This is a genomic window from Streptomyces sp. NPDC059008, from assembly GCF_042749045.1.
Classification (GTDB): domain Bacteria; phylum Actinomycetota; class Actinomycetes; order Streptomycetales; family Streptomycetaceae; genus Streptomyces.
Window position 1 is genome coordinate 444,638 of the sequence record NZ_JBHYJC010000003.1, and the last position, 20,428, is coordinate 465,065.

Below are 20,428 nucleotides of genomic sequence, written 5' to 3' on the forward strand. Positions count from 1 at the left end.
TTGCGCCGCCGGAAATCGGGATGGCGGTTCCGGCCGCCGCACCCGCTCTCCCCGTGTCCGCGACGGAACGCCGTACGCGTACCGCCGTGCTCCACCCACCGACGTGAACAGGACCCTTCCATGAGCTCCCTCAGCGCGCTGACGACCCCATCGAACCGACGACAGTTCCTCACCCTGCTGGGCCTCTCGGCGGTCGCGGTCAGCTGCGGCGCCGGGGGCGGCGGCTCGACCAAGGACCAGACCAGGACCCTGCGGTACCAGGGCTGGGCGGGTTCGGTCATCCTGCCCGAACTGGCCGAGGACCTGGGCTTCCTGGAGGACGTGAAGCTGAAGTGGGTCGGCAACACGATCAGCGGGCCGCAGGACATCCAGTCGGCGGCCACCGGACAGGTCGACTTCGGCGGCGCGTTCAACGGGGCCGTCGTCAAACTCGCCGCGAGGAAGGCGCCCATCACCGCGGTCATCAGCTACTACGGCGTCGACAAGGCCGCCTACAACGGCTTCTACGTCCTCAAGGACAGCCCGATCCGCTCGGCCCGTGACCTGATCGGCAAGAAGATCGGGATGAACACCCTCGGCGCGCACTCCGAGGCGATGCTCGACATCTACCTGCAACGCCACGGCCTGTCGCAGGCGGACATCAAGAAGGTCGAGCCGTTGGTGGTGCCCCCGGTCAACACCGAGCAGTCGCTGCGGCAGAAGCAGATCCAGGTGGGCGTCCTCGGCGACATCCTGCGGGACAAGGCCCTGCAGTCCGGCGGCATCCGGCCGCTGTTCACCGACCACCAGCTGCTCGGCGACTTCTCCGCCGGCACGTATGTGGTGAACGACCGCTTCCTGAAGCAGAACCCCGACACCGCGCGCACCTTCGTCACGGGCATCGCCCGCGCCATCGAATGGGCCCGCGCCACACCGCGCGAGAAGGTCATCGAGCGGCAGATCGAGATCGTCAGGAAGCGTGGCCGCAACGAGGACACCGCACCCCTGAAGTACTGGAAGTCCTTCGGCGTCGCCGAGACCGGCGGGCGGGTCACCGACAAGGACCTCCAACTGTGGATCGACTGGCTCGCCGAACGCGGTGACATCGACAAGGGCCAGGTCAAGGCGTCGGACCTCTACACCAACGAGTTCAACGCGTACAGCCGGAAGGACGGCCGGAAGAACGATCCGAAGGGCCCGTCGTCCGCGGCCGAGCCGACCTCCAAGAGCGGGAGCTGAGCCATGCCGGGATCCACCACACCGAAGATCGAGTTCGAGCAGGTGCGCAAGGTCTTTCCCGCCAAGAGGGGGAGGGCCCAGCGCCGCGGATCGGCGCACGGGGACGGTGAGTTCACCGCTCTGGACGGCGTCGACCTGCGGATCGACGCCGGGGAGTTCGTCGTCGTGGTCGGCCCCAGCGGATGCGGCAAGTCCACGCTCCTGGACCTGCTGGGCGGGCTCGCCCGGCCGACCGACGGACGGATCCTCCTGGACGGGGAACCCGTGACCGGGCCCGGTCTGGACCGCGGCATCGTCTTCCAGCAGTACGCCCTGCTGCCCTGGCGCACCGCCCTGGGCAACGTCGAGTTCGGCCTGGAGGCGACCGGCGTGCCACGACGTGAGCGCGCCGCGCGTGCCCGCGAGTACCTGGACCTGGTCGGGCTCACCGGATTCGAGCACCGTCATCCGCACGAGCTGTCCGGCGGTATGCGCCAGCGTGTGGCCATCGCCCGCTCCCTCGCCTACGACCCCGACGTCCTGCTGATGGACGAGCCGTTCGCCGCGCTGGACGCCCAGACCAGGGAGTCGCTCCAGGACGAGCTGCTGCGCATCTGGCAGCGCACCGGCAAGACCGTCGTCTTCATCACCCACGGCATCGAGGAGGCCGTCTACCTGGGTCAGCGGGTGGCCGTCATGACCTCCAGGCCCGGCCGCATCAAGCAGGTCGTGCCGATCGGCTTCGACTCCCGCACGGCGACGGACGACCTGCGGTCCAGCCCCGAGTTCGCACGGTACCGCCACGAGATCTGGACGCTGCTGCACGACGAGGTGACCAGGACCCAACTGCTGGAGAAGGAAGAGGTCTCCGTATGAGTCTCGCAAGTGGTTCGCGCACCCGCCCCAAGGCCCCGGAGGAGCGCACGGCCCCGGAGGAGCGCACGGCTCCGGAGGAACTCGCCGTACCGACCGCCGGCACCCGGACGGAGCCCACGGAGAAGCCCGCGGAGAAGCGCGCGGCCGCCCTGCCGCTCGCGCCGAGCAGGCCGCGGCTCCACCGCGCTCCCGTGGTACCGCGCATCCTGCGCGCGGCCTTGACCGGCGCCACCAAATCGGCGGCGATCGTCGCCCTGCTGCTGGTATGGGAGCTGGCGCCCCGCTTCGGCCTGGTGGACCGGACCTTCCTGCCGCCCTTCAGCGAGGTCGCCCAGGCATGGTGGGAACTCGTGGCCAACGGCCAGCTCGCCGACAACGCACAGGCGAGCCTGGTGCGTTCGTTCAGCGGATTCGGCATCGCCGTCGCGGTGTCCGTACCGCTGGGCCTGCTCATCGGCTGGTACCGGCCCGTCGCCGATCTCCTCAACCCCTTGCTGCAGGTCTTCCTCAACACCGCGGCCCTGGCCCTGCTGCCGGTGTTCGTCCTGCTCCTCGGCATCGGGGAGACGTCGAAGATCTCCATCGTGGTGTACGCGTGCGCCTGGCCGATCCTGTTCAACACCATCAGCGCGGTACGCACCGTCGACCCCACCCTGCTGCGGCTGGCCAAGTCCATGGACCTGTCCGCCCCGCGGCTGTTCCAGAAGGTGATCCTGCCGGCCTCGGTGCCGACGATCTTCACCGGAATCCGGCTGGCCGGGGCGGTGTCCATCGTCGTCCTGGTCGCCGCCGAGATGATCGGCGCCAAGGCCGGCCTCGGCTATCTGATCAACGCGTCCCAGTACAACTTCGCCATTCCGCAGATGTACGCGGGCATCGTCACGATCTCCGTCATCGGCGTGGCCTTCAACCAGCTGCTGGTGGCCGTGGAGAAGCGGCTCAGCTCGTGGCGCGTCCCCACGACGGGCTGACGCCGGTATCCGTCCCCGCGCAAGGAACCCGGAAGGATTCTCCATGCCCGCAACCAGCACCCATCGCCCCCGCCGCCTTCATCTCAACGCCTTCCTGATGAACGCCGGCCACCACGACGCCGCCTGGCGGCATCCGCGTACCCAGCCCGAACGCGTCACCGACCGGCGCTACTTCCAGCACCTCGCGCGGACCGCCGAACGCGGCAAGCTCGACTCGGTCTTCTTCGCCGACGGCCTGGCCCTGTGGGGCAAGGTCGAGCACAACGCGCTCGGCGGCTTCGAACCGCTCACCCTCCTGTCCGCCCTGGCGACGGTGACCGAGCGCATCGGCCTGATCGCCACCGTCTCCACCACCTTCAACGAGCCCTTCCACACCGCCCGGAAGTTCGCCTCCCTCGACCACCTCAGCGGCGGGCGCGCCGGCTGGAACATCGTCACCTCCGGCACGGTCGACGAGGCCCGCAACTTCGGGCAGGACGCACACCTCGAACACGGCCTGCGCTACGACCGGGCGCGGGAGTTCGTCGACGTCGCCACCAAGCTGTGGGACAGCTGGGCGGACGACGCGGTCCTGCTCGACCGCGAGCGCGGGATCTACGCGGACCCCGACAAGGTGCGGCCCATCGAACACCGCGGCGAGCACTTCGCCGTACAGGGGCCGCTGAACGTCCCGCGCAGCCCGCAGGGTCACCCGCTGCTGGTGCAGGCCGGTTCGTCCGAGGACGGCAAGGAGTTCGCCGCCCAGTACGCCGAGGCCGTGTTCACCGCACAGCAGACCCTCGCCGACGGCCAGGCCTTCTACAAGGACCTGAAGAGCCGCCTCGCCCGCTACGGACGGGCCGAGGACGACCTGAAGATCCTGCCCGGGATCTGCCCGGTCATCGGCTCGACGGAGGCGGAGGCCCGCGCCTTCGAGCAGGAACTGACCGACCTCCAGGTGCCGGAGTACGGACTCGCCCAGTTGTCGGGGATGCTCGGCACCGACCTGACCGGCCTGCCGCTGGACGGTCCGCTGCCCGCGCTGCCCGAGGTACGGGACATCAACGGCAACAAGAGCCGCTTCACCCTGGTCGCCGAACTGGCCCGGCGCGACGGCCTGACCCTGCGCGAGCTCATCGCGCGCCTCGGCGGCGGGCGCGGCCACCGCGTCCTCGCCGGGACCCCCGAGCAGATCGCCGACCAACTCGAGGAGTGGTTCACCCAGGGAGCCGCCGACGGCTTCAACGTCATGCCACCGCATCTGCCGGGCGGCCTGGAGGACTTCGTCGACCACGTCGTGCCGATCCTCCAGGACCGGGGCCTGTTCCGCACCGAGTACACCGGCCGCACCCTGCGCGAGCACTACGGCCTGCCTCGCCCCGCGGCCCGGCTCGCCCCCTCGGCCCGCGCCGCCGAGGAACAGCCGGCATGACCGGGCCCGACCTCACCACGGAGCCCGGCGCCGACGGAACCTCCCTGCCCATCACCTCCTGAGACCCCCGACCTGCCGAAACCCCTGAAAGGAACCCACCCATGAGCACCAGCACAGGCTTCGACATCCGCCGGATCGGCGGACGCATCGGCGCCGAGATCGTCGGCGTCGACCTCTCCGCCGACCTCGACCCGGCGATCGTCGCCGAGATCAACGCGGCGCTGCTGGAACACAAGGCGCTGGTCTTCCGCGGCCAGCAGCTGGACGACGCCGGGCAGCTGCGCTTCGCCGGCCTCTTCGGCCGACTCACCACCGCCCACCCCACCGTCCCGTCCGTCGACGGGCAGCCCAACATCCTGCCCGTCGACGGGGACGAGGGAATCCGCGCCAACCACTGGCACACCGACGTCACCTTCGTCCGCACACCCCCGAAGGCATCGACGCTGCGCAGCATCGTCGTCCCGCCCTACGGCGGCAACACGCTGATCGCCAACTCGGCCGCGGCCTACCAGGACCTGCCCGAACCGCTGCGCGAGCTGGCGGACAGGCTGTGGGCGGTGCACACCAACGACTACGACTACGCCGCCCCGAAGAACGACAAGGCGGCCGAGCACCGCAAACAGTTCGTCTCGTGCACGTACCGCACCGCCCACCCGGTGGTGCGCGTGCACCCCGAGACGGGGGAGCGCGGCCTGTTCATCGGGGGCTTCGCGCAGACCATCGAGGGCCTCGGCCCCTCCGAGTCCCGGGACCTGCTGCGCATCTTCCAGTCCTACGTAACGCGGCCGGAGAACATCGTCCGGGTGGCCTGGGCTCCCGGCGACCTCGTTCTCTTCGACAACCGCAGCACCCAGCACTACGCCCCCGACGACTACGGCGACCTGCCGCGCCTGCTGCACCGGGTGACCGTCGCAGGGGATGCCCCGGTGGGCGTCGACGGCACCTCCAGCCGCGCTCTCGAAGGCGGCGACGCGGACCACTACACACCAGCCGCGGCCTGAGGCCCGGTCCGGAAGGAGAGCATCAGTTCGGGGCCTGGTCCGCTGGTTGGCCCTTCGCGGCGAACAGGTCGATCAGGCGCTGGGCCGTGTTGTCGTCGGAGTCGATGGAGTGGAGCTCGGCACCCTCATAAGTGGCGACCTCGGTGCTGCGGAGGAACATGGCCTGCTCGTACTCGCTGAGCGCGGCCTCGATGTCGTCGGGGTGCGCGGCGAGGGCCTTGCCGAGTTCGGCGCCGTCGAGCATGGCCAGGTTGGCGCCTTCGCCGTTCGGGGCCACGAGGTGGGCGGCGTCGCCGAGCAGGGTCACCCCCGGCACCCGGTCCCACCGGTGCCCGGTCGGCAGAGCGTAGTGGGGGCGCAGGACCGGCGCGGTGTCGCCGTCGGTGATCAGCGCGGTGAGCTCCGGTGCCCAGCCGTCGAACTCCTCGGCGATCCGCGCCGGGGCCGCCGCGGCATCGGTGAAATCGACGGTGGCGAACCAGTCCAGCGGCCTGGACAGCGCCACGTAGGTGTGCAGGGTGTCGCCGCGTTCCCGGTGAGCGTAGATCTCCCTGCCCGGCGCGGGCGCGATCAGCATCCCGCCGCCGACCGTTTTCGCGGCGGCCGGGTGCCGGGTGTCGGCGTCGAACAGGTAGGTCTCGACGAACGATGTGCCGGCGTACTCGGGTGTGGCGGTGGAGAGCAGCGGCCGGACCCGCGACCACGCGCCGTCCGCGCCGACCAGCAGACCGGTGACGACGCTGCCACGGTCGGCGAACGTCACCTGGTGGCGCCCCTCTCCGAGGGCGCGGGTGCTGCTGACCTTGTGCCCCCACCGGACGGTGCCGGCCGGGAGCGCGTCGAGCAGGATCTGTCGCAGCTCACCGCGCTGCACCTCGGGACGTCCTCCCGTGCCGTCGTCGGCCTGGTCGAGCAGCACGGTTCCGTCCCGGTCGAGGATCCGCAGCGCCTGACGGCCCTCCAGGATGATGGCGTGGAACTCGTCCATCAGGTCGGCTGCCTCGAGGGCGAGTTGCCCGTTGTGGTCGTGGATGTCGAGCATCCCGCCCTGCGATCGCGCAGCCGGGGAGGACTCCGCCTCGTAGACCGTCACCGGTACTCCGTGGACGTGCAGGACGCGGGCCAGGGTGAGTCCGCCGAGCCCTGCGCCGATGATCGTGACGGGGGTGTGCATGGTGGCTCCTCGGGATCTGGGCCGCCCGGTGAGCTCCGGCCGGCCGTCTCCGAAAAGGTGTCAGGCCCTGCCGACGGGCCGCCGACATCGCAGGGACAGTCCCCGATAGGCGACCGACACCGCACCTTCGGCCCCGACACCTCACCGGCACGGCGTCCGCGTTCTGCCGCGCCCTCCCTACCGGGCCGGTTGTTCTGCCGCGCCCTCCAGGTTGCGGGTCATCCGTTCCAGGACGGAGACGGCGATCCGGTACTCGTCACGGGAGATGCCGGCCGTCGACAACTCGCGGAAGGCGTGGACGCGTTCGGCGACGCGGGCGAGGCGGGCGCGGCCGTCTTCGGTCAGGGTGAGGCGGCCCGGCTCCGGGCGGGCGACCCAGCCGTCGGTGAGGACCGTCTCGACGGCGGCGGTCAGGCAGCCGGCGTCGGCGTTGGCGGCCAGAACGGTCAGTACTTTGGTGTCGGTGGCCGCCGGATCGTCCTTGACGACGTTGAGGACCTGCCAGGCGATCCGGGTGAGGCCGAACTCGGCCAGCATGGCGTCCATATAGGTGGTGAGGGCGTGGTCGGTGCGGTTGAGCCAGTGACCGATGGGCTTCATGTCGTGCTCCTGAGCGGGTCAGTGGTGCCGGGTCCGGGCCCGACGGGGCAGTAGCCGCACGAGGGCGCAGCAGGCGAGGGTGGCTGCGGCGACCACGGCGAGGCTGTGGACGGCCGCGGTCGCGGGGGCGCCGGCGGTGTGGAAGTAGACGGTGGTGATGGCCGCGGCGCCGATGCTGTTGGCGAGTTGTGCGACGGCCGAGAGGGCACCGCTGGCGCTGCCCGACTCCTTCGGGCCGACGTCGCCGAGGGTGATCTCGTAGACGGTGCCGAAGCAGGTGCCGAGACCCAGGCCGGTGACGAAGACCGGGGCGACGAGTGTCCACGCCGTCGGGCTGGTGGCGTGGAGCAGGCCGAGCAGCGACAGCGTGCCGGTCAGTGTGAGCAGCAGGCCGACGAGGATGAGCGTGCGGCCGAGACGGGCCATCAGACGGTGCGCGGCGATCGAGGCGACGATGATGCCGGCGGCGACCGGGGCGAGGCCGAGGGAGGTCTGGGTCGGGGTGCGGTGCAGTCCGTCCTGGAGGAAGAGGGAGAGCACGAGGAGCAGACCGGTGACCGCCGCGTTGAAGACGAGGCCGAGGATCAGGCCGGAGGTGAAGCCGCGGTTCTTCAGCAGCGAGGGTTCGATGAGCGGGCTGGCGGCGCTCCGTTGGCGCAGGCAGAACAGCGCGAAGAGCAGGGCGCCGGCGGTGAGGGAGAGGACCGGGACGAGTGTCCAGCCGTGGCTGGAGCCGTCGATCAGGCCGTAGAGGAGGCCGAGCATCGTGGCGGCGAGCAGTCCGGATCCCGGCACGTCGACGGTGACCGTCCGGTCGCCTGCGTCGCGCGGCAGCAGCCGGGCGGCCAGGGCGATCGCGAGGCCGCCGAGTGCGATGTTGATCAGGAACATGGAGCGCCAGCCGAAGCTGTCGATGAGGACCCCGGCGAGGACCGGGCCGCCGATCGCCGACAGGCCGAGGCAGGGGGCGAAGACGCCGAACGCCTTGCCGATCTCGTTCGGGGGGAAGACCGCGCCGAGGATGCCGAAGCCCTGGGGGATCACGAGGGCCCCGAAGGCTCCTTGGAGGAGGCGGAACCCGATGACGGAGGTGGGGCCGGCGGCCAGGCCGCAGGCGACGGAGGCGAGCGTGAAACCGATCAGGCCGGTCAGGAACAGGCGGCGGCGGCCGAACTTGTCGCCGAGCCGGCCGCCGACCACCAGCAGGACGCCCATGGCCAGTGCGTAACCGGCGCCCAGCCACTGGACGAGGGCGTCCCCGCCGTGCAGGTCGTCGGCGATGGTCGGGGCGGCGACGTTGGTGATCGTGGCGTCGAGGAGGTCGAGGACGGCGGCGAAGAGGACGACGGCGAGGACGGCCCATCGTCGGCGGTCGGTCGTGTTCTGCGGGGTGGCGGGGGCCTGGTGCAAGGCCGTGGACATGGAATCCCTTGGGGTGAGGGGACGGACCGGTGTGGTGCCGGCCCGTCCGGGTCAGTGCCGGGTGAAGGCGGTGGCGTTCTCCTGGGCCCACTGCCGGAAGGTGCGGGCGGGGCGGCCGAGGAGGGTCTGGGTGGTGTCGGCGATGGCCGCCGGACCGTGGTCGGCGGCCTCCCACAGGTCGAGCAGCGAGGCGACCATCGGCGCGGGCATGTGGCGGCCCATCTGCTGCTCGGCCTCGGCGCGGGTGATGTGCTCGACCGCGATCCGGTGGCCGAGGGCTTCGGCCAGGACGGCGATCTGCTCGCGGAAGGTGAGCGATTCGGGGCCGGTCAGGGTGACCGAGCGGCCGGTGAGGGAGGTGCCGGTCAGCGCCTCGACGGCGATGTCGGCGATGTCGTCGGGGTGGATGGGCGCGATGTGCGCGTCCGGATAGGCGAGTTGGATCGGCAGCGACCGGCCGATGAAGTAGGCCCAGCCGAGGGAGTTGCTGGCGAAGGCGTCCGGGCGCAGGAAGGTGCGGATGAGGTCGGAGTCGGCGAGGGCGCGTTCGACCTGGAGGCTGTGGCCGGCGAGCGGGTCGTTGTCGGCGTCCGGGCCCAGGACCGAGGAGGACGAGAGCAGGACGACGTGCTCGACGCCGGCGGCCTCGGCGGCCTTGACCAGCTCCCGGATGCCGGCCGGCTGGGGGTAGAGGAAGACCTGGCGGACACCGCGGAGCGCGGAGTCGAAGGTCTCGGGCCGGTCGAGGGCGAGCTCGGCGACCTCGACGCCGTCCGGGGTGGTGAGTTCGGCGGGGTGGGCGCTGGCGGCGCGGACGGTGAGACCGGCGGAGTGCAGGCGGCTGATGACGGCCTGGCCGACCTTGCCGCGGGCGCCGGTGATGAGGAGGGTCATGAAGGTGCTCCGTTCGATGCTTGAAGACATATGCATGCTGACACGCACACATTTGCAAGTCAACACATGCCTTCGTGGAGACATTCATGTCTGTACGATGGGGGCATGACGAAGCGCGAGTCGAAGACCGCGGACGAGCTGCTGGACGCAGTGGGTCCGGCCTTCGGGAGGCTGCGGCGCTCCTCGCTCCTGGAGGTCGAGGACCCGATTTCCCAGAAGGACCTCAGCCGTACGCTGGTGCTCAGAGTCGTCCTGGAGGCCGAACAGGACGCCACGGGGGGCGAGTCGGACGGGCAGCCCGATGCCGGTGAGATCACCGTCGGCGCCGTCGCCCAGCACCTGGGCGTGGATCCGTCGGTGGCCAGCCGCATGGTCTCCGACTGCATCTCGGCCGGCTATCTGGTGCGCGCGGCCTCCCAGCGGGACGGCCGCCGCACCGTCCTCCACCTCAGCGCCGAGGGCCGCGAGCTGATGGCCCGCTTCGCCCGCCACCAGCGCTCGGCCTTCGAGTCCATCACCGCCGACTGGACCGAGCAGGAGCGCCTGGACTTCGCCCGCCTCATGCTCAAGTACGTCGACTCCCAGGACGCCCTGCGCCACCGGAGCCCGGGCAGCAACGCTCCGCACTGAGCCGTCCCGGCCCCTGTCCCCGGACGACGTACCGCCGCCCTGCCCGCCGAGCGCGGGCCCGTAGGCCTGTGGCAGCTGGTCAGCGCGATGGCGCTGCGGTCTGGGGCCGGTGGTGGATCGCGTCGGCGTGGAGGGCTCTCCTGTGGCGGCGGCCCGGGTGGCCGGGCGGTGTCCGGCGGATCGCGATCAGGGCGGCGTCGTCGGCGAGGCGGCCGCCGACGTGGGCGAGGAGGTCGCGCCGGAGGTGGTGCAGGAGATTCTCTGGGCTGTGGTCGGTCCACTGGGCGGCGCGTTGGGCGAACGGATAGAAGGCGCCGTGGGCGTCGCGCGCCTCGATGACGCCGTCGGTGTAGAGCAGCAGGGTGTCGCCGGGCTCGAAGGAGAACACGTCCAACGTGTAGTCCTCCGGCCTGGTGGAGCCGACGCCCAGTGGGGGCGCGGGGTGGACGGGAACGGGGTCGGCGTCGCCGGGGTGGAGCAGCAGGGGCGGAGGGTGGCCGCAGCTGGTCATCCGGGTCAGGGGGTCGGCGTCGGGGATCTCCAGCAGCAAGGTGGTCACGAAGCGCTCTCCGGCCTCCTCCTCGCGCTCGAAGTCGGGCAGGTAGTGGGTCACGCTCTGTTCCAGGCCGGCGGCCAGTTCGGGGAGGGTGACGTGCTTGTGGGCGGCCTCGCGGAAGGCGCCGAGCAGGAGAGCGGCCTCTCCGATGGCGTCCAGGCCCTTGCCCCGTACGTCACCGATCATCACGCGGGCCCCGCCGTCGATGCGGGTGGCCGCGTACAGGTCCCCGCCGATCTGCGCCTCGTCCTCCGCCGCCAGGTACAGGCAGGCGACCTGCAGCGGGCCGAGCTGTTCGGGCAGCGGCCACAGCAGGACGTGCTGGGCGGCCTCGGCGACCGACCGCACCTGGTCCAGCTCCTTGCGCCGCCGCTCGCGCACCACGCAGAAGCACACGATCAGGAAGGACAGCACCGCCAGCGCGAGGATCTGCACCATCACGTTCCGGGAGAACAGCACGCCGAAGTGCCACCCGATGAACGCCTGGGCCGCCACCGCGAGGCCCCCGACCACCCCGGTCAGGCGGGGACCGGCGAACGACGCGGTGATCGCGGGTGCGATGACCAGCAGCGGGCCGAGGTGGACATCGGCCGGAACCAGCAGGTCGACGACCGTGATCACCACGATGAGCACGAGTGGGATCAACAACAGCGCGTGGCTCGACTGCCATGGCTGCCACAGTCCGGCGAAACGCTGCCGGGCGGCCACCCCTCTACCCTGCACCATCCGGGCGCGACTGACGAGCGTGCTCCGGGACCACTGGCCCGATGTCTCTGCTCGTCGAGTCGGTCGTATCGGTCGTGTCGGTCGACTCGGCCGAGTGCGGCGTCGTCAGTGGCGAGGCGGGTGTGGAGGCGACGGGGGGACGGTGGCGATGCCCGGCGTGGTCTCCGGCCAGACCAGCAGGACGGGGCAGGGGGCGTGGTCGACGATGAAGCGGCCGGCGGGGCCGAGGCTGTGGGGGCCGAGGTGGGTGTGGTCGCCGTCGCGGGCGAGGACGAGCAGGTCGGCGCCGTCGGCGGCCGCCACGACCTCGCGTTCGGCGCGGCCGGATCGTTCACGGCGTGTGCAGGGGCGTCCGAGGCGTGCCGCCGCGTCGGTCAGGAGTTGTTCGGCGGAGGCGGCGGCCAGGTGTTCCAGCGCCGTGCCGGGGTCGCGTTCGGGGCGTGCGCGGCCGAGAAGGCCGGCGTAGGCGCCGTGGGCGGCGCCGGACACCTCGGGGCCGGTGATGTGCAGCAGCACGATCTCGGCGTCCTCGGGTGCGTGGGCGCGGGCGGCGTCCACGCAGGCGGGCCAGGTGCCCTCGGTGATCCAGGCGATGACGGTCACGAATATCAGCCTCCGACGACGGTCAGCGAGGCCCACAGTGCCACCACCGCGCCCACCAGGGCGGCAGGCACGGCGAGCAGCCCCAGGCGGGTGAACTCGCCGAGGTTCACCTCCTGCTCGTGGCGGTGGACGATGCGCCGCCACAGCAAGGTGGCCAGCGATCCGGCGTAGGTGAGGTTGGGGCCGATGTTCACCCCGAGCAGCACCGCCAGGACCGCGCCGGCCCCGCTCGGCGCGGCCAGCGGCAGCAGCACCAGCACGGCGGGCAGATTGTTGATCACATTCGCCAGGACAGCGGCCACCGCGGCGACGCCCAGCAGAGCCGGGAGCGTGGTGCCGGACGGGATCACCTTGCCCAAGGCGTCGGCGAGGCCGTTGTCGACCACCGCGCGGACCACGATGCCCAGCGCCAGGACGAAGGCGAGGAACGGCACCGCCGCGGCTCGGGCGATGGCCGCGGGGGTGGTGCGGCGCCGGGCCAGGGCACGCACGGCCAGCACCAGCGCACCGGCCAGCGCCGCCCAGGCCGGGTCGAGGCCGATCGCGGAGGTGAGGACGAACCCGGCCAGCGTGCCGGCCACCGTGGCCAGCGCGAACGTCGGTACCTCGCGGCGCCCGGCGGCGACCGGTGTCGCGGCGACGGCGTCCAGATCGGCGGCGAAGAACCGGCGGAACACCGCGAACTCCACGGCGATGGCGACGACCCAGGGCAGGGCCATCAGCGCGGCGAAGCGGGTGAAGCTCAGCCCGCTGGCCGTGAACGCGAGCAGATTGGTCAGGTTGGAGACCGGCAGCAGCAGCGACGCGCTGTTCGACAGGTGCGTGCAGGCGTAGACGTGCGGTTTGGGCCGGACACCGAGGCGGGCGGCGGTGGCGAAGACCACCGGGGTGAGCAGCACGATCGTGGCGTCCAGACTGAGCACCGCGGTGATCAGCGACGCGGCGGCGAACACGTGGAACAGCAGCCGGCGCGGCCGCCCCTGGGCGGTGCGTGCCATCCAGGCCCCGCAGGCATGGAACAGCCCCTCGTCATCGCACAACTGGGCAAGGACAAGCACAGCGGCAAGAAAGCCGATCACCGGTCCCAGCCGCTCGGCCTCCGCACGGGCGTGTTCCAGCGAGATCGCACCGGTGGCGACGACCACACCCGCCGCCGGAACGGCGACCACCGCCTCCGGCCAGCCGAACGGGCGCACCACCGCACATCCCAGCACCACCACGAGCAACACAACAGAAAGGGCTTCCGCCCAGGAGACGTTCAGGATTCCAGGCCTTCCAGGGTGAGCGGCACAGCAACAGTGCCTCCAAGCATCGCCGGTACGCCGACCTGGACGGACGCGCTCCGCACGTACGGACGGCGCACCGGCGAAACACCATGATCACCCGGGACCGGGGTCGGTCACGCCGCAACCACCTGGGAGGCCCGCGCGCAGGTCTCGGCGGACCTGAGCCAGTTGGTGAGGTCGGCCCGGGCGCGGGCCACCCGGGAGCGCACCGTGCCGACCGGGCAGCCCACGAGCGCCGCGGCATCCGCGTAGGGCATCCCGACCAACTGGGTGAGAACGAATGCCTGGCGCCGCTCGCCGTCCAGCGCGTCGAGCAGTTCGCGCAGCGCCAGGCCGTCGTCGAAGCCCGGAAGGCCGCTGGGCTGGCGGTGTTCCGCGACCGCCTGCCAGTCGTCGACGTCGGCGATACGCGGACGGGCGGCGGCGGACCGGTAGCGGTCGATCACCACACGGCGGGCGATGGACAGCAGCCAGGTGCGGGCGCAGGAGCGGCCGGCGAAGTTCGGCAGGCTGGTCAGGGCGCGCAGAAAGGTCTCCTGGGCCAGGTCGTCGGCGCTGTTGGTGTCGCCGCTCAGGTGCGCCACGAATCTCCACACATGGTGGTGGGAGCCGCGTATGAAGCTCTCGACGGCGTCGTGGTCACCGTCCCGTGCGGCCAGTGCGAGGCTGGTCAGCCGCTCATCGTCCACGGTGGTCCGCTTGCCGCGGGCCGGACCCACAAGGGCAGGAATCATCGCCACATGTCCTTCGGAGAATGCGGGCCGTACCAGGGCATGGCACGTCCCCGTCGCTGAGCGGCGCTCCGAGTACCCGTAGGGGGCCGGTGTCGACGTCAGGGCGACGGTCGACGGGGTGCGTCTACGGGCAGGCCGGAGGGCCGCGGGGCAAGGGCCGGCGTGCAGGGCACTGCAGTGCTCACGGAGGGATGAGGAAGGCAGCCGTGCGGACACGCCGGTACTCCGCCCGCCACCGATTCAATGCGCCTTGCGGAACAGGGGAGTGGGGGATCCCGGACGACATCGGCAACATCGCGTCGTCGACGGCATCGGCGTCGACGACGGCAATGCGGATTCCCGGACGGTGCCGGGAAGGTCCCAGGACGGGCGGTCAGCAGGAGAGGGAGACCTCCGGCGGGCCCCTGCGGGAGAGGACGTGGTGCAGGAGCACCCCGCGCAGGCGCAGGACATGACCGGCGCCCGCCACCGGGCGAGTGGCCGGTTTCCGACCGGTCCAGCCCAGCGTCGCCAGGACCAGCAGCAGGGGTGCGAACCACACCGCGGCCACGCTGCGGGCGAGCCGGAACGCGGCCGCCTCGCCGCGCCACATCCACAGGCCGCACACCAGGGCGGCCAGCGCATGGGCGAAGAACATGCCGAGGGTGCCGTGGCCGGAGTGCATCATCGGCAGCTGGCTCATATGGCGGTGCATGGCACCCATGTCGCCGGCGTGTGCGACGGAGGCCGCGGCCGCGTCGGCCATGCCCGCCAGACCGCTCATCCCCGGCACGTCACCCAGTGGCGTCGGCAGTGGCGCACGGACGGTTCCCAAGTCGGGGCCGCCCCGGCACGACTGCGCCAGGCCGAACAGGGAGTGCAGGCCGAGTTGGGCCACGACGGTGGAACCGGTCACGACCAGCGCACCGCGTTCCCGCCCTGCCGGCCACCACGCAGCCGAGCACGTCACGCCGAGTGCGGCGACCAGCGCCCACCAGGGCAGGGGCTGAGTGGACATCAGCGCGTGCCCAAGGGCCGCGGTCGTCACGCACACGGCCGCGAAGATCGCGGCGCGCACGGCGCGTGAAACCGACCCGGCAGTCATGTTCGACATCGTGCCAGTCGGCTCGCCCGCGCGGGAGGGGGCGTGGTGCCTCGGCCCGGTTGTTGTCAAGATCGGCTAAAGCGCCTCGTGGACGCTGAGTTGAGTGGCAGACAGCTTGAGACGGAGGGTCGGCGGCGTTGCGCCTTAGGGCCTGTCCGATGGGTCATGGCCGGGTCCGCGGCGTCTGGCACGGCACCTCGCGGCGTTGCCGAAGCGTCCCGAGAGCTCCGCCATCGGGACGCTCCGGCGCCTTGCGATGCAGCTCGGCATCCAAAGGAGCACATGAGGAGCCGAGACGGAGTTCGCGCAGCGAACGCAGTGCACCAGACGCCGCGGCCTTTCCGACCCTGACCCATCGGACAGGCCCTAGCCCGTCGGTCTCCTCTGCGCGCCCAGCTCGCCCGCACCGCTGACGCCGGCTCGACCGCTACACCCCCGCCGCTCCGAGGGCCTGTCCTGACCACGGGAGAGGGCACGTCTGAGCATCAGGGCACAGGCCGAGACGACCAGCGCTCCGGCGGCCGGCAGCACGATGTACGGGGTGAAGTACCCCGCCGTCAGCCGTCGTCGCCGTCGCCGTCGCCGCGGAGGGTCCGGGCGAGTACGGAGCGGTGGGTCGGTTTCGCGTCGCTGTAGCGCTTGTGGCCTGCGTCGGTGAGGACGACGAAGATGCCGCGGCGGTCGAGATCGCACATGACGCGCTCGACGAGGCCGCCCCGTTCCAGCCTGGCGACCAGACGGGACGAGGCGCTCTGGCTCAGGTGCACCACGTGGGTGAGGTCCTGGCCCCGGCACTTGCCGTGGTCGGAGGAGGCGAGGAGTTCGAGGGCCTCGAACTCGCTGACGCTGATGCCGTGCTGTGCCTGCAGATCGTGCTCAAGAGCGTTGTGCACGGTGGCATGACGGGCGAGAAGCCCGTGCCACTCCTCGACCAATTCCTGTTCCGTGCCACCGATCATGCGGCCAGGTTAGCATGCGCCAGCATTTGATGCACGAAGATTAAATGCACTTGCATTCGATGCGTGTGCATGTGAGAGTCACGGCATGACTTCGTCCGCACCTCTGTCCGCCTCCACCTCCACGTGGAACGCAAAGCTCTGGGGAGTTCTGCTCACGGTCTCCCTCGTCATCGGCCTCGACGCGCTCGACGTCTCGATGGTGGGTGTCGCGCTCCCCTCCATCCAGGCCGACCTGGGCCTGTCCACCAGCGCGCTGCAGTGGATCGTCAGCGGCTATGTCCTCAGCTACGGCGGGCTGCTGCTGCTCGGCGGACGCGCCGCCGACCTGCTCGGACGCCGCCGGGTGTTCCTGACCGCGGTGGCCGTGTTCGCCGCCGCCTCCGTCCTCGGCGGCCTGGTCGACGACGGAGCCCTGCTGATCGCCACCCGCATACTCAAGGGCATGGCGGCGGCGTTCACCGCGCCCGCCGCGCTGTCCATCGTCACCACCACGTTCGCCGAAGGGCCCGCGCGCAACAGGGCGCTGGGCATCTTCTCCGTCTTCGGAGCCAGTGGCTACTCCGCCGGCCTGGTGCTCTCCGGCCTGCTGACCCAGGTCGGCTGGCGGTGGACGTTCTTCCTGCCGGTGCCGGTCGCGGTGATCGCGTGGATCGCGGCCAACCGCCTGCTGCCCAAGGACGGCCCCCGCTCCTCCGGTGGCTACGACATCCCCGGCGCGATCACCTCGGTCGGCGCGATGCTGCTGCTCGTCTACACCGTCGTGGAGGCGCCGGAGGCCGGCTGGGCCGCGCCGAACACGCTGATCCAGTTCGCGGTCGCCGCGGTGCTGCTGCTCGCCTTCGTCCTGATCGAACGCCGCAGTGCGCATCCGCTGGTCCGTCTCGGAATCCTCCGCTCGTCCTCGTTGGCCCGGGCCAACCTCGGCATATCGGTGTTCTTCGGCGGTTACATCGGCTTCCAGTTCGTGGTCATGCTCTACTTCCAGTCGGTGCTGCAGTGGTCGGCGATCCAGACCGCGCTCGGCTTCCTTCCGGCCGCGCTGATCGTCGCCTTCGGCTCGCCGCAGATGGAGCCCCTGATCGCGCGGATCGGCACCTCGCGCACCATCGCGGGCGGTGTCATCGCCCACCTCGTCGCCTACGTGCTCTTCCTCGTCATCGACCGGGACGCCCCCTACGTCGTCGGTGTGCTGCCCAGCATGATCCTGCTCGGCATCGGCTTCACCCTGGCCTTCGCGTCCTTCAACATCCAGGCCACCGCCGGCATCCCGGACCATGAGCAGGGCCTGGCCGGCGGCCTGCTGAACACCTCCACGCAGGTCGGCGGCGCGATCGGACTCGCCATCGTCACCGCGGTCCTCACCGCCGGCGGCGAAGGCAGGACCGGCGCCGACGCCCTGCTCGCCGGCTTCACCCCGGCGCTGCTCACGGTCACCGTCCTCTCGGCCATCGGCCTGGTCATCGGACTGTCGGGAGTGCTCGGACGGCGCAAGACCGACAAGCCGGCGGACGAGTCGACGGAGAACTCGCCGCGTGAGCCGGAACTGGCCCTCGTCGACTGACCCGTCCCGTCCCGTCGCGGCGCATCCCGGTCTGAGGCACCAGCCGAAGCCGGGATGCGCCGTCCTCGTCGGCGCTTTCCGTGTGCTGTCAGGCGACGCGCAGGACGCTCTTGCCGACGGTTGCGCCCTCGGCGAGGCGCTGTACGGCGACGCCCAGGTCCGCCAGGTCGTACTCCGCGGTGATGTCCACGCGCACCCGGCCGTCGGCGACGAGGTCGAGCGCACGGCGGACACTGTCGGCGAGCCGCTCGGGGTGGGTCCGGCCGAGCAGGTTGCTGTTGTAGGTCACGAGCGATGTGCCCTGCATGAGCAGGTCGTTGGTGTCGGCCAGGACGGGCTCGTCAGCGCCGAGGTTGCCGTATGCCACCAGTCGGCCGTGTTCTGCCAGCCGTTCGAGGCCGGTGCGGCGGGTCGAGCCGCCGACCGGGTCGAGGATCACATCGAACCTCTCGTCGCCGAGCCTGGTCGGGAACTCCTCGCGCAGCAGGAGCTGGTCATAGCCGAACTGGGCGGCGTAGTCGGCCCTGCGGCCATTGCCGACCACACCGACGATCCGGCCTGCTCCGGCCAGTCGGGCGAACTGGACGGCGAGCGTGCCGACCGACCCCGCGGCCGCGTGGATCAGCACGCTGTCGCCCGGCCGCACCTGCGCGGCGGTGTCGACGAGGTCGTAGGCGGTCGGTGCGCCCCACCCCAGACCTGCGGCCGTCCGCAGCGGCAGGTCGCCGATGCCCGACGTGAGCACGGCGGGCGCCAGGGCCACCTCGGCGTAGGCGCCTGCCGTGGTCAGCGCGGTGACGGGCTCGCCGACACGGTGTGCGTCGACGCCCTCGCCTACCGCGGCGATGTGCCCGGCCGCCTCGAATCCGGGGACGAAGGGGCGCTGCACGGGGAAGTGGCCGTCCCGGACCATGGTGTCGCCCCACTGGATCCCGGCGTAGGCGACGCGGATCGCCACTTGGCCGGGCCCGGGAGTGGGCTCGTCGAGTTCGGCGACCCGGTAGTGGTCGTCGGGGTCGAGAACGACAGCCTTCATGATTACAGTCCCCTGTGTTGACTCAGTATCCTTATAGTCGGCAACCGTAGGTATATAAGGTCCCTGAGTCAACCCATGGACCTGTCAATGAAGGGGGAGTGTGCGGTGGAAGCCCCGATCGAGAACGACCTCTGCACCCGGATCAGGCGGTCGGAGCAGGCCCTGATGGCGCACCACGAGGCGGTACTGCGCGCCTACGGCCTGACCATGACGCAGTACACCGTGCTGTTGACCCTCTCGCGCGAGGGTGGCATGTCCGGCGCCCAAGTGGCCCGCTCCTGCGGGGTGACACAGCAGAGCATGAGCAGCGTGCTGACCAATATGGAGAACAAGGGACTCATCCGCCGCGAGACGTCCCCGGTGCACGCCAAGGTGCAGATCGCCACCCTCACCGATGAGGGCCAAGCGCTGCTGGACCGCGCCTACCAGGAGGTGAACGTCCTTGAGCGCGCGCTCAAGGACGCGTTCACACCCTCCGAACACGCCGCGCTCTGCGAACTTCTGGAACGCGCCACCGGCATCCTGGTCCAGCAGACACGCCGCGCCGCAGCCCCGCCCGCCACCTGAGCACGCGGTGCGTCAGCGAGGGGTCAGCACCATGCGGAAGCGCGCGGCGCCGGAGAGCATCTTCTGATACGCCTCATCGGCCTGGTCCAGCGGCAGGACCTCCGTCATCGGGCGGATCCCGTGCAGGGCGCTGAATGCCATGGTGTCGTGCACGTCCTGCGCGGTGCCGGACGGGTGTCCGCGCACGATCCGGCCTTGCAGGATCACCTGGAGCGGGCTGATGCCCATCGGCTCGAAGGTCGCACCGATGACCACCAGCTCGCCACGGTGCGACAACCCCTCCACGGTCGCCGTGATCGCATCCGAGCTGCCGGCGGTGGCCAGTACGACCTTCGCGCCCCCAAGGGACCGCAGCGCCTCTGCGACGGTGGTGCCCGCGGTGCTGTCGATGTAGTGGTGTGCGCCGAGCTGCTCGGCGAAGTCGGCCTTGGCGGCTCCGCGGGCGATGGCCGCGGTCTCGAACCCCATCGCGGCCGCGTACTGCACCCCCAGGTGGCCGAGGCCGCCGAGGCCGAGTACGGCGACCAGGTCGCCCGGCCGTCCGGAGCTGCGCCGCAGTCCGTTGTACGTGGTGACGCCGGCGCAGGCCAAGGGCCCGGCGTCCGTGGGCGCCAGCGCGTCGGGGATCCGGGCCAGGGCGTCCACCGGGGCGATCACCGCCTCGGCGAAGCCGCCGTCGTACGCCCATCCCGGAACCTTCAGGTTCTCGCAGACGACGAAGTCGCCCTGTCGGCAGGGCGTGCAGTGGCCGCAGCTGCCGCCGAACCAGCCCACCGCCACCCGATCACCCACATGCCAGCCGCGGTCCTGGGCGCCTTCGCCGAGCTCTTCGATTCGCCCGGCGATCTCGTGCCCGGGAACCAGCGGAAACCGTACGCCCGGAAACGCGCCGTCGACGAAGCCGGCGTCGCTGTGACAGATCCCGCAGGCGTCCACGGCCACACGTACGTGGCCCGGGCCCGGCGTCGGCACCTCACGCTCGACAATCTCGAACGTCCCGCCGGGGGCGGCGACCTGCGCGACTCGATATGCACTCATCTGGATCTCTCCCGAATCGGACGCGGCAGCCCTGTCCTCCAGCACACCAGCTCCGGCCCGATCGCGCGCGCCGAAGGGACAGCGGCGACAGGCGGGCCTCGC

Annotated in this window: 20 protein-coding genes; 8 read left to right on the forward strand and 12 right to left on the reverse strand. The window is 71.1% G+C overall.

Translation table 11 applies throughout. From position 1 onward, the window contains the following. Positions 1 to 120: 120 nt before the first annotated feature. From ACFWZH_RS07355 to ACFWZH_RS07375, 5 genes are all read left to right on the forward strand, one after another. Positions 121 to 1,218, forward strand: coding sequence for an ABC transporter substrate-binding protein (locus ACFWZH_RS07355; protein ID WP_384426621.1), 1,098 nt, complete (start codon positions 121 to 123; stop codon positions 1,216 to 1,218). A 3-nt stretch (positions 1,219 to 1,221) separates the two neighbouring features. Next, positions 1,222 to 2,073 carry an ABC transporter ATP-binding protein gene (locus ACFWZH_RS07360; RefSeq protein ID WP_384426623.1) on the forward strand — a complete coding sequence of 284 codons (852 nt, stop codon included), beginning with the start codon at positions 1,222 to 1,224 and terminating at the stop codon, positions 2,071 to 2,073. Beyond that, positions 2,070 to 3,044: an ABC transporter permease gene (locus tag ACFWZH_RS07365; RefSeq protein WP_384426625.1), complete on the forward strand. Its 975-nt coding sequence runs from the start codon at positions 2,070 to 2,072 to the stop codon at positions 3,042 to 3,044. The genes ACFWZH_RS07360 and ACFWZH_RS07365 overlap by 4 nt, the downstream gene beginning before the upstream one ends. 43 nt (positions 3,045 to 3,087) lie before the next feature. After that, positions 3,088 to 4,455 (forward strand): LLM class flavin-dependent oxidoreductase, encoded by a 1,368-nt coding sequence (locus ACFWZH_RS07370; RefSeq protein WP_384426627.1) that lies wholly within the window; start codon positions 3,088 to 3,090, stop codon positions 4,453 to 4,455. 101 nt (positions 4,456 to 4,556) lie between these two features. Next, positions 4,557 to 5,456, forward strand: coding sequence for a TauD/TfdA dioxygenase family protein (locus ACFWZH_RS07375; protein WP_384426629.1), 900 nt, complete (start codon positions 4,557 to 4,559; stop codon positions 5,454 to 5,456). Positions 5,457 to 5,478: 22 nt separating this feature from the next. On the opposite strand, the gene ACFWZH_RS07380 is transcribed toward ACFWZH_RS07375, so the two are convergent. The 4 genes from ACFWZH_RS07380 to ACFWZH_RS07395 all read right to left on the reverse strand — a co-directional run bounded on the left by ACFWZH_RS07380 (position 5,479) and on the right by ACFWZH_RS07395 (position 9,546). Further along, positions 5,479 to 6,630: an FAD-dependent oxidoreductase gene (locus ACFWZH_RS07380; protein WP_384426631.1), complete on the reverse strand. Its 1,152-nt coding sequence runs from the start codon at positions 6,628 to 6,630 to the stop codon at positions 5,479 to 5,481. Between the two features lie 177 nt (positions 6,631 to 6,807). Beyond that, a complete protein-coding gene (locus ACFWZH_RS07385; RefSeq protein ID WP_384426633.1) occupies positions 6,808 to 7,230 on the reverse strand; it encodes a MarR family winged helix-turn-helix transcriptional regulator in 423 nt (140 codons plus the stop codon). A gap of 18 nt (positions 7,231 to 7,248) precedes the next feature. Beyond that, on the reverse strand, positions 7,249 to 8,652 hold the full coding sequence (locus ACFWZH_RS07390) for an MFS transporter (protein ID WP_384426635.1): 1,404 nt from the start codon (positions 8,650 to 8,652) through the stop codon (positions 7,249 to 7,251). Between the two features lie 51 nt (positions 8,653 to 8,703). Further along, complete coding sequence (locus tag ACFWZH_RS07395; RefSeq protein ID WP_384426637.1) at positions 8,704 to 9,546, reverse strand: NAD(P)H-binding protein; 843 nt, start codon at positions 9,544 to 9,546, stop codon at positions 8,704 to 8,706. A 105-nt stretch (positions 9,547 to 9,651) separates the two neighbouring features. On the opposite strand from ACFWZH_RS07395, the gene ACFWZH_RS07400 reads away from it, so the two are divergent. Next, entirely contained in the window at positions 9,652 to 10,176 is a 525-nt protein-coding gene (locus ACFWZH_RS07400) for a MarR family winged helix-turn-helix transcriptional regulator (protein ID WP_384426638.1), read from the forward strand. Between the two features lie 79 nt (positions 10,177 to 10,255). Here the strand turns inward: ACFWZH_RS07400 and ACFWZH_RS07405 are convergent, their stop codons facing one another. The 6 genes from ACFWZH_RS07405 to ACFWZH_RS07430 all read right to left on the reverse strand — a co-directional run bounded on the left by ACFWZH_RS07405 (position 10,256) and on the right by ACFWZH_RS07430 (position 16,124). Further along, the gene (locus tag ACFWZH_RS07405) at positions 10,256 to 11,458 is read right to left on the reverse strand and encodes a PP2C family protein-serine/threonine phosphatase (protein WP_384426640.1); all 1,203 of its coding nucleotides are present in this window, start codon (positions 11,456 to 11,458) and stop codon (positions 10,256 to 10,258) included. 105 nt (positions 11,459 to 11,563) lie between these two features. Beyond that, positions 11,564 to 12,061 (reverse strand): universal stress protein, encoded by a 498-nt coding sequence (locus ACFWZH_RS07410; RefSeq protein ID WP_384426642.1) that lies wholly within the window; start codon positions 12,059 to 12,061, stop codon positions 11,564 to 11,566. 5 nt (positions 12,062 to 12,066) lie between these two features. Continuing rightward, positions 12,067 to 13,323: an SLC13 family permease gene (locus ACFWZH_RS07415; protein ID WP_384426804.1), complete on the reverse strand. Its 1,257-nt coding sequence runs from the start codon at positions 13,321 to 13,323 to the stop codon at positions 12,067 to 12,069. A gap of 137 nt (positions 13,324 to 13,460) precedes the next feature. After that, positions 13,461 to 14,081 (reverse strand): sigma-70 family RNA polymerase sigma factor, encoded by a 621-nt coding sequence (locus ACFWZH_RS07420; protein ID WP_384426644.1) that lies wholly within the window; start codon positions 14,079 to 14,081, stop codon positions 13,461 to 13,463. A 373-nt stretch (positions 14,082 to 14,454) separates the two neighbouring features. Continuing rightward, entirely contained in the window at positions 14,455 to 15,165 is a 711-nt protein-coding gene (locus tag ACFWZH_RS07425; protein WP_384426645.1) for a hypothetical protein, read from the reverse strand. Between the two features lie 557 nt (positions 15,166 to 15,722). Beyond that, positions 15,723 to 16,124, reverse strand: coding sequence for a MarR family winged helix-turn-helix transcriptional regulator (locus ACFWZH_RS07430; protein WP_384426647.1), 402 nt, complete (start codon positions 16,122 to 16,124; stop codon positions 15,723 to 15,725). An 85-nt stretch (positions 16,125 to 16,209) separates the two neighbouring features. Between ACFWZH_RS07430 and ACFWZH_RS07435 the strand changes: the two genes are divergently transcribed. Then, complete coding sequence (locus ACFWZH_RS07435) at positions 16,210 to 17,685, forward strand: MFS transporter (RefSeq protein ID WP_384426649.1); 1,476 nt, start codon at positions 16,210 to 16,212, stop codon at positions 17,683 to 17,685. A gap of 88 nt (positions 17,686 to 17,773) precedes the next feature. On the opposite strand, the gene ACFWZH_RS07440 is transcribed toward ACFWZH_RS07435, so the two are convergent. Next, on the reverse strand, positions 17,774 to 18,721 hold the full coding sequence (locus tag ACFWZH_RS07440; RefSeq protein ID WP_384426651.1) for a zinc-binding alcohol dehydrogenase family protein: 948 nt from the start codon (positions 18,719 to 18,721) through the stop codon (positions 17,774 to 17,776). A gap of 105 nt (positions 18,722 to 18,826) precedes the next feature. On the opposite strand from ACFWZH_RS07440, the gene ACFWZH_RS07445 reads away from it, so the two are divergent. Beyond that, a complete protein-coding gene (locus tag ACFWZH_RS07445) occupies positions 18,827 to 19,288 on the forward strand; it encodes a MarR family winged helix-turn-helix transcriptional regulator (protein WP_384426653.1) in 462 nt (153 codons plus the stop codon). A gap of 12 nt (positions 19,289 to 19,300) precedes the next feature. Here the strand turns inward: ACFWZH_RS07445 and ACFWZH_RS07450 are convergent, their stop codons facing one another. Further along, positions 19,301 to 20,326, reverse strand: a complete 1,026-nt coding sequence (locus ACFWZH_RS07450; protein WP_384426655.1) for an alcohol dehydrogenase catalytic domain-containing protein — start codon at positions 20,324 to 20,326, stop codon at positions 19,301 to 19,303. Positions 20,327 to 20,428 lie beyond the last annotated feature (102 nt).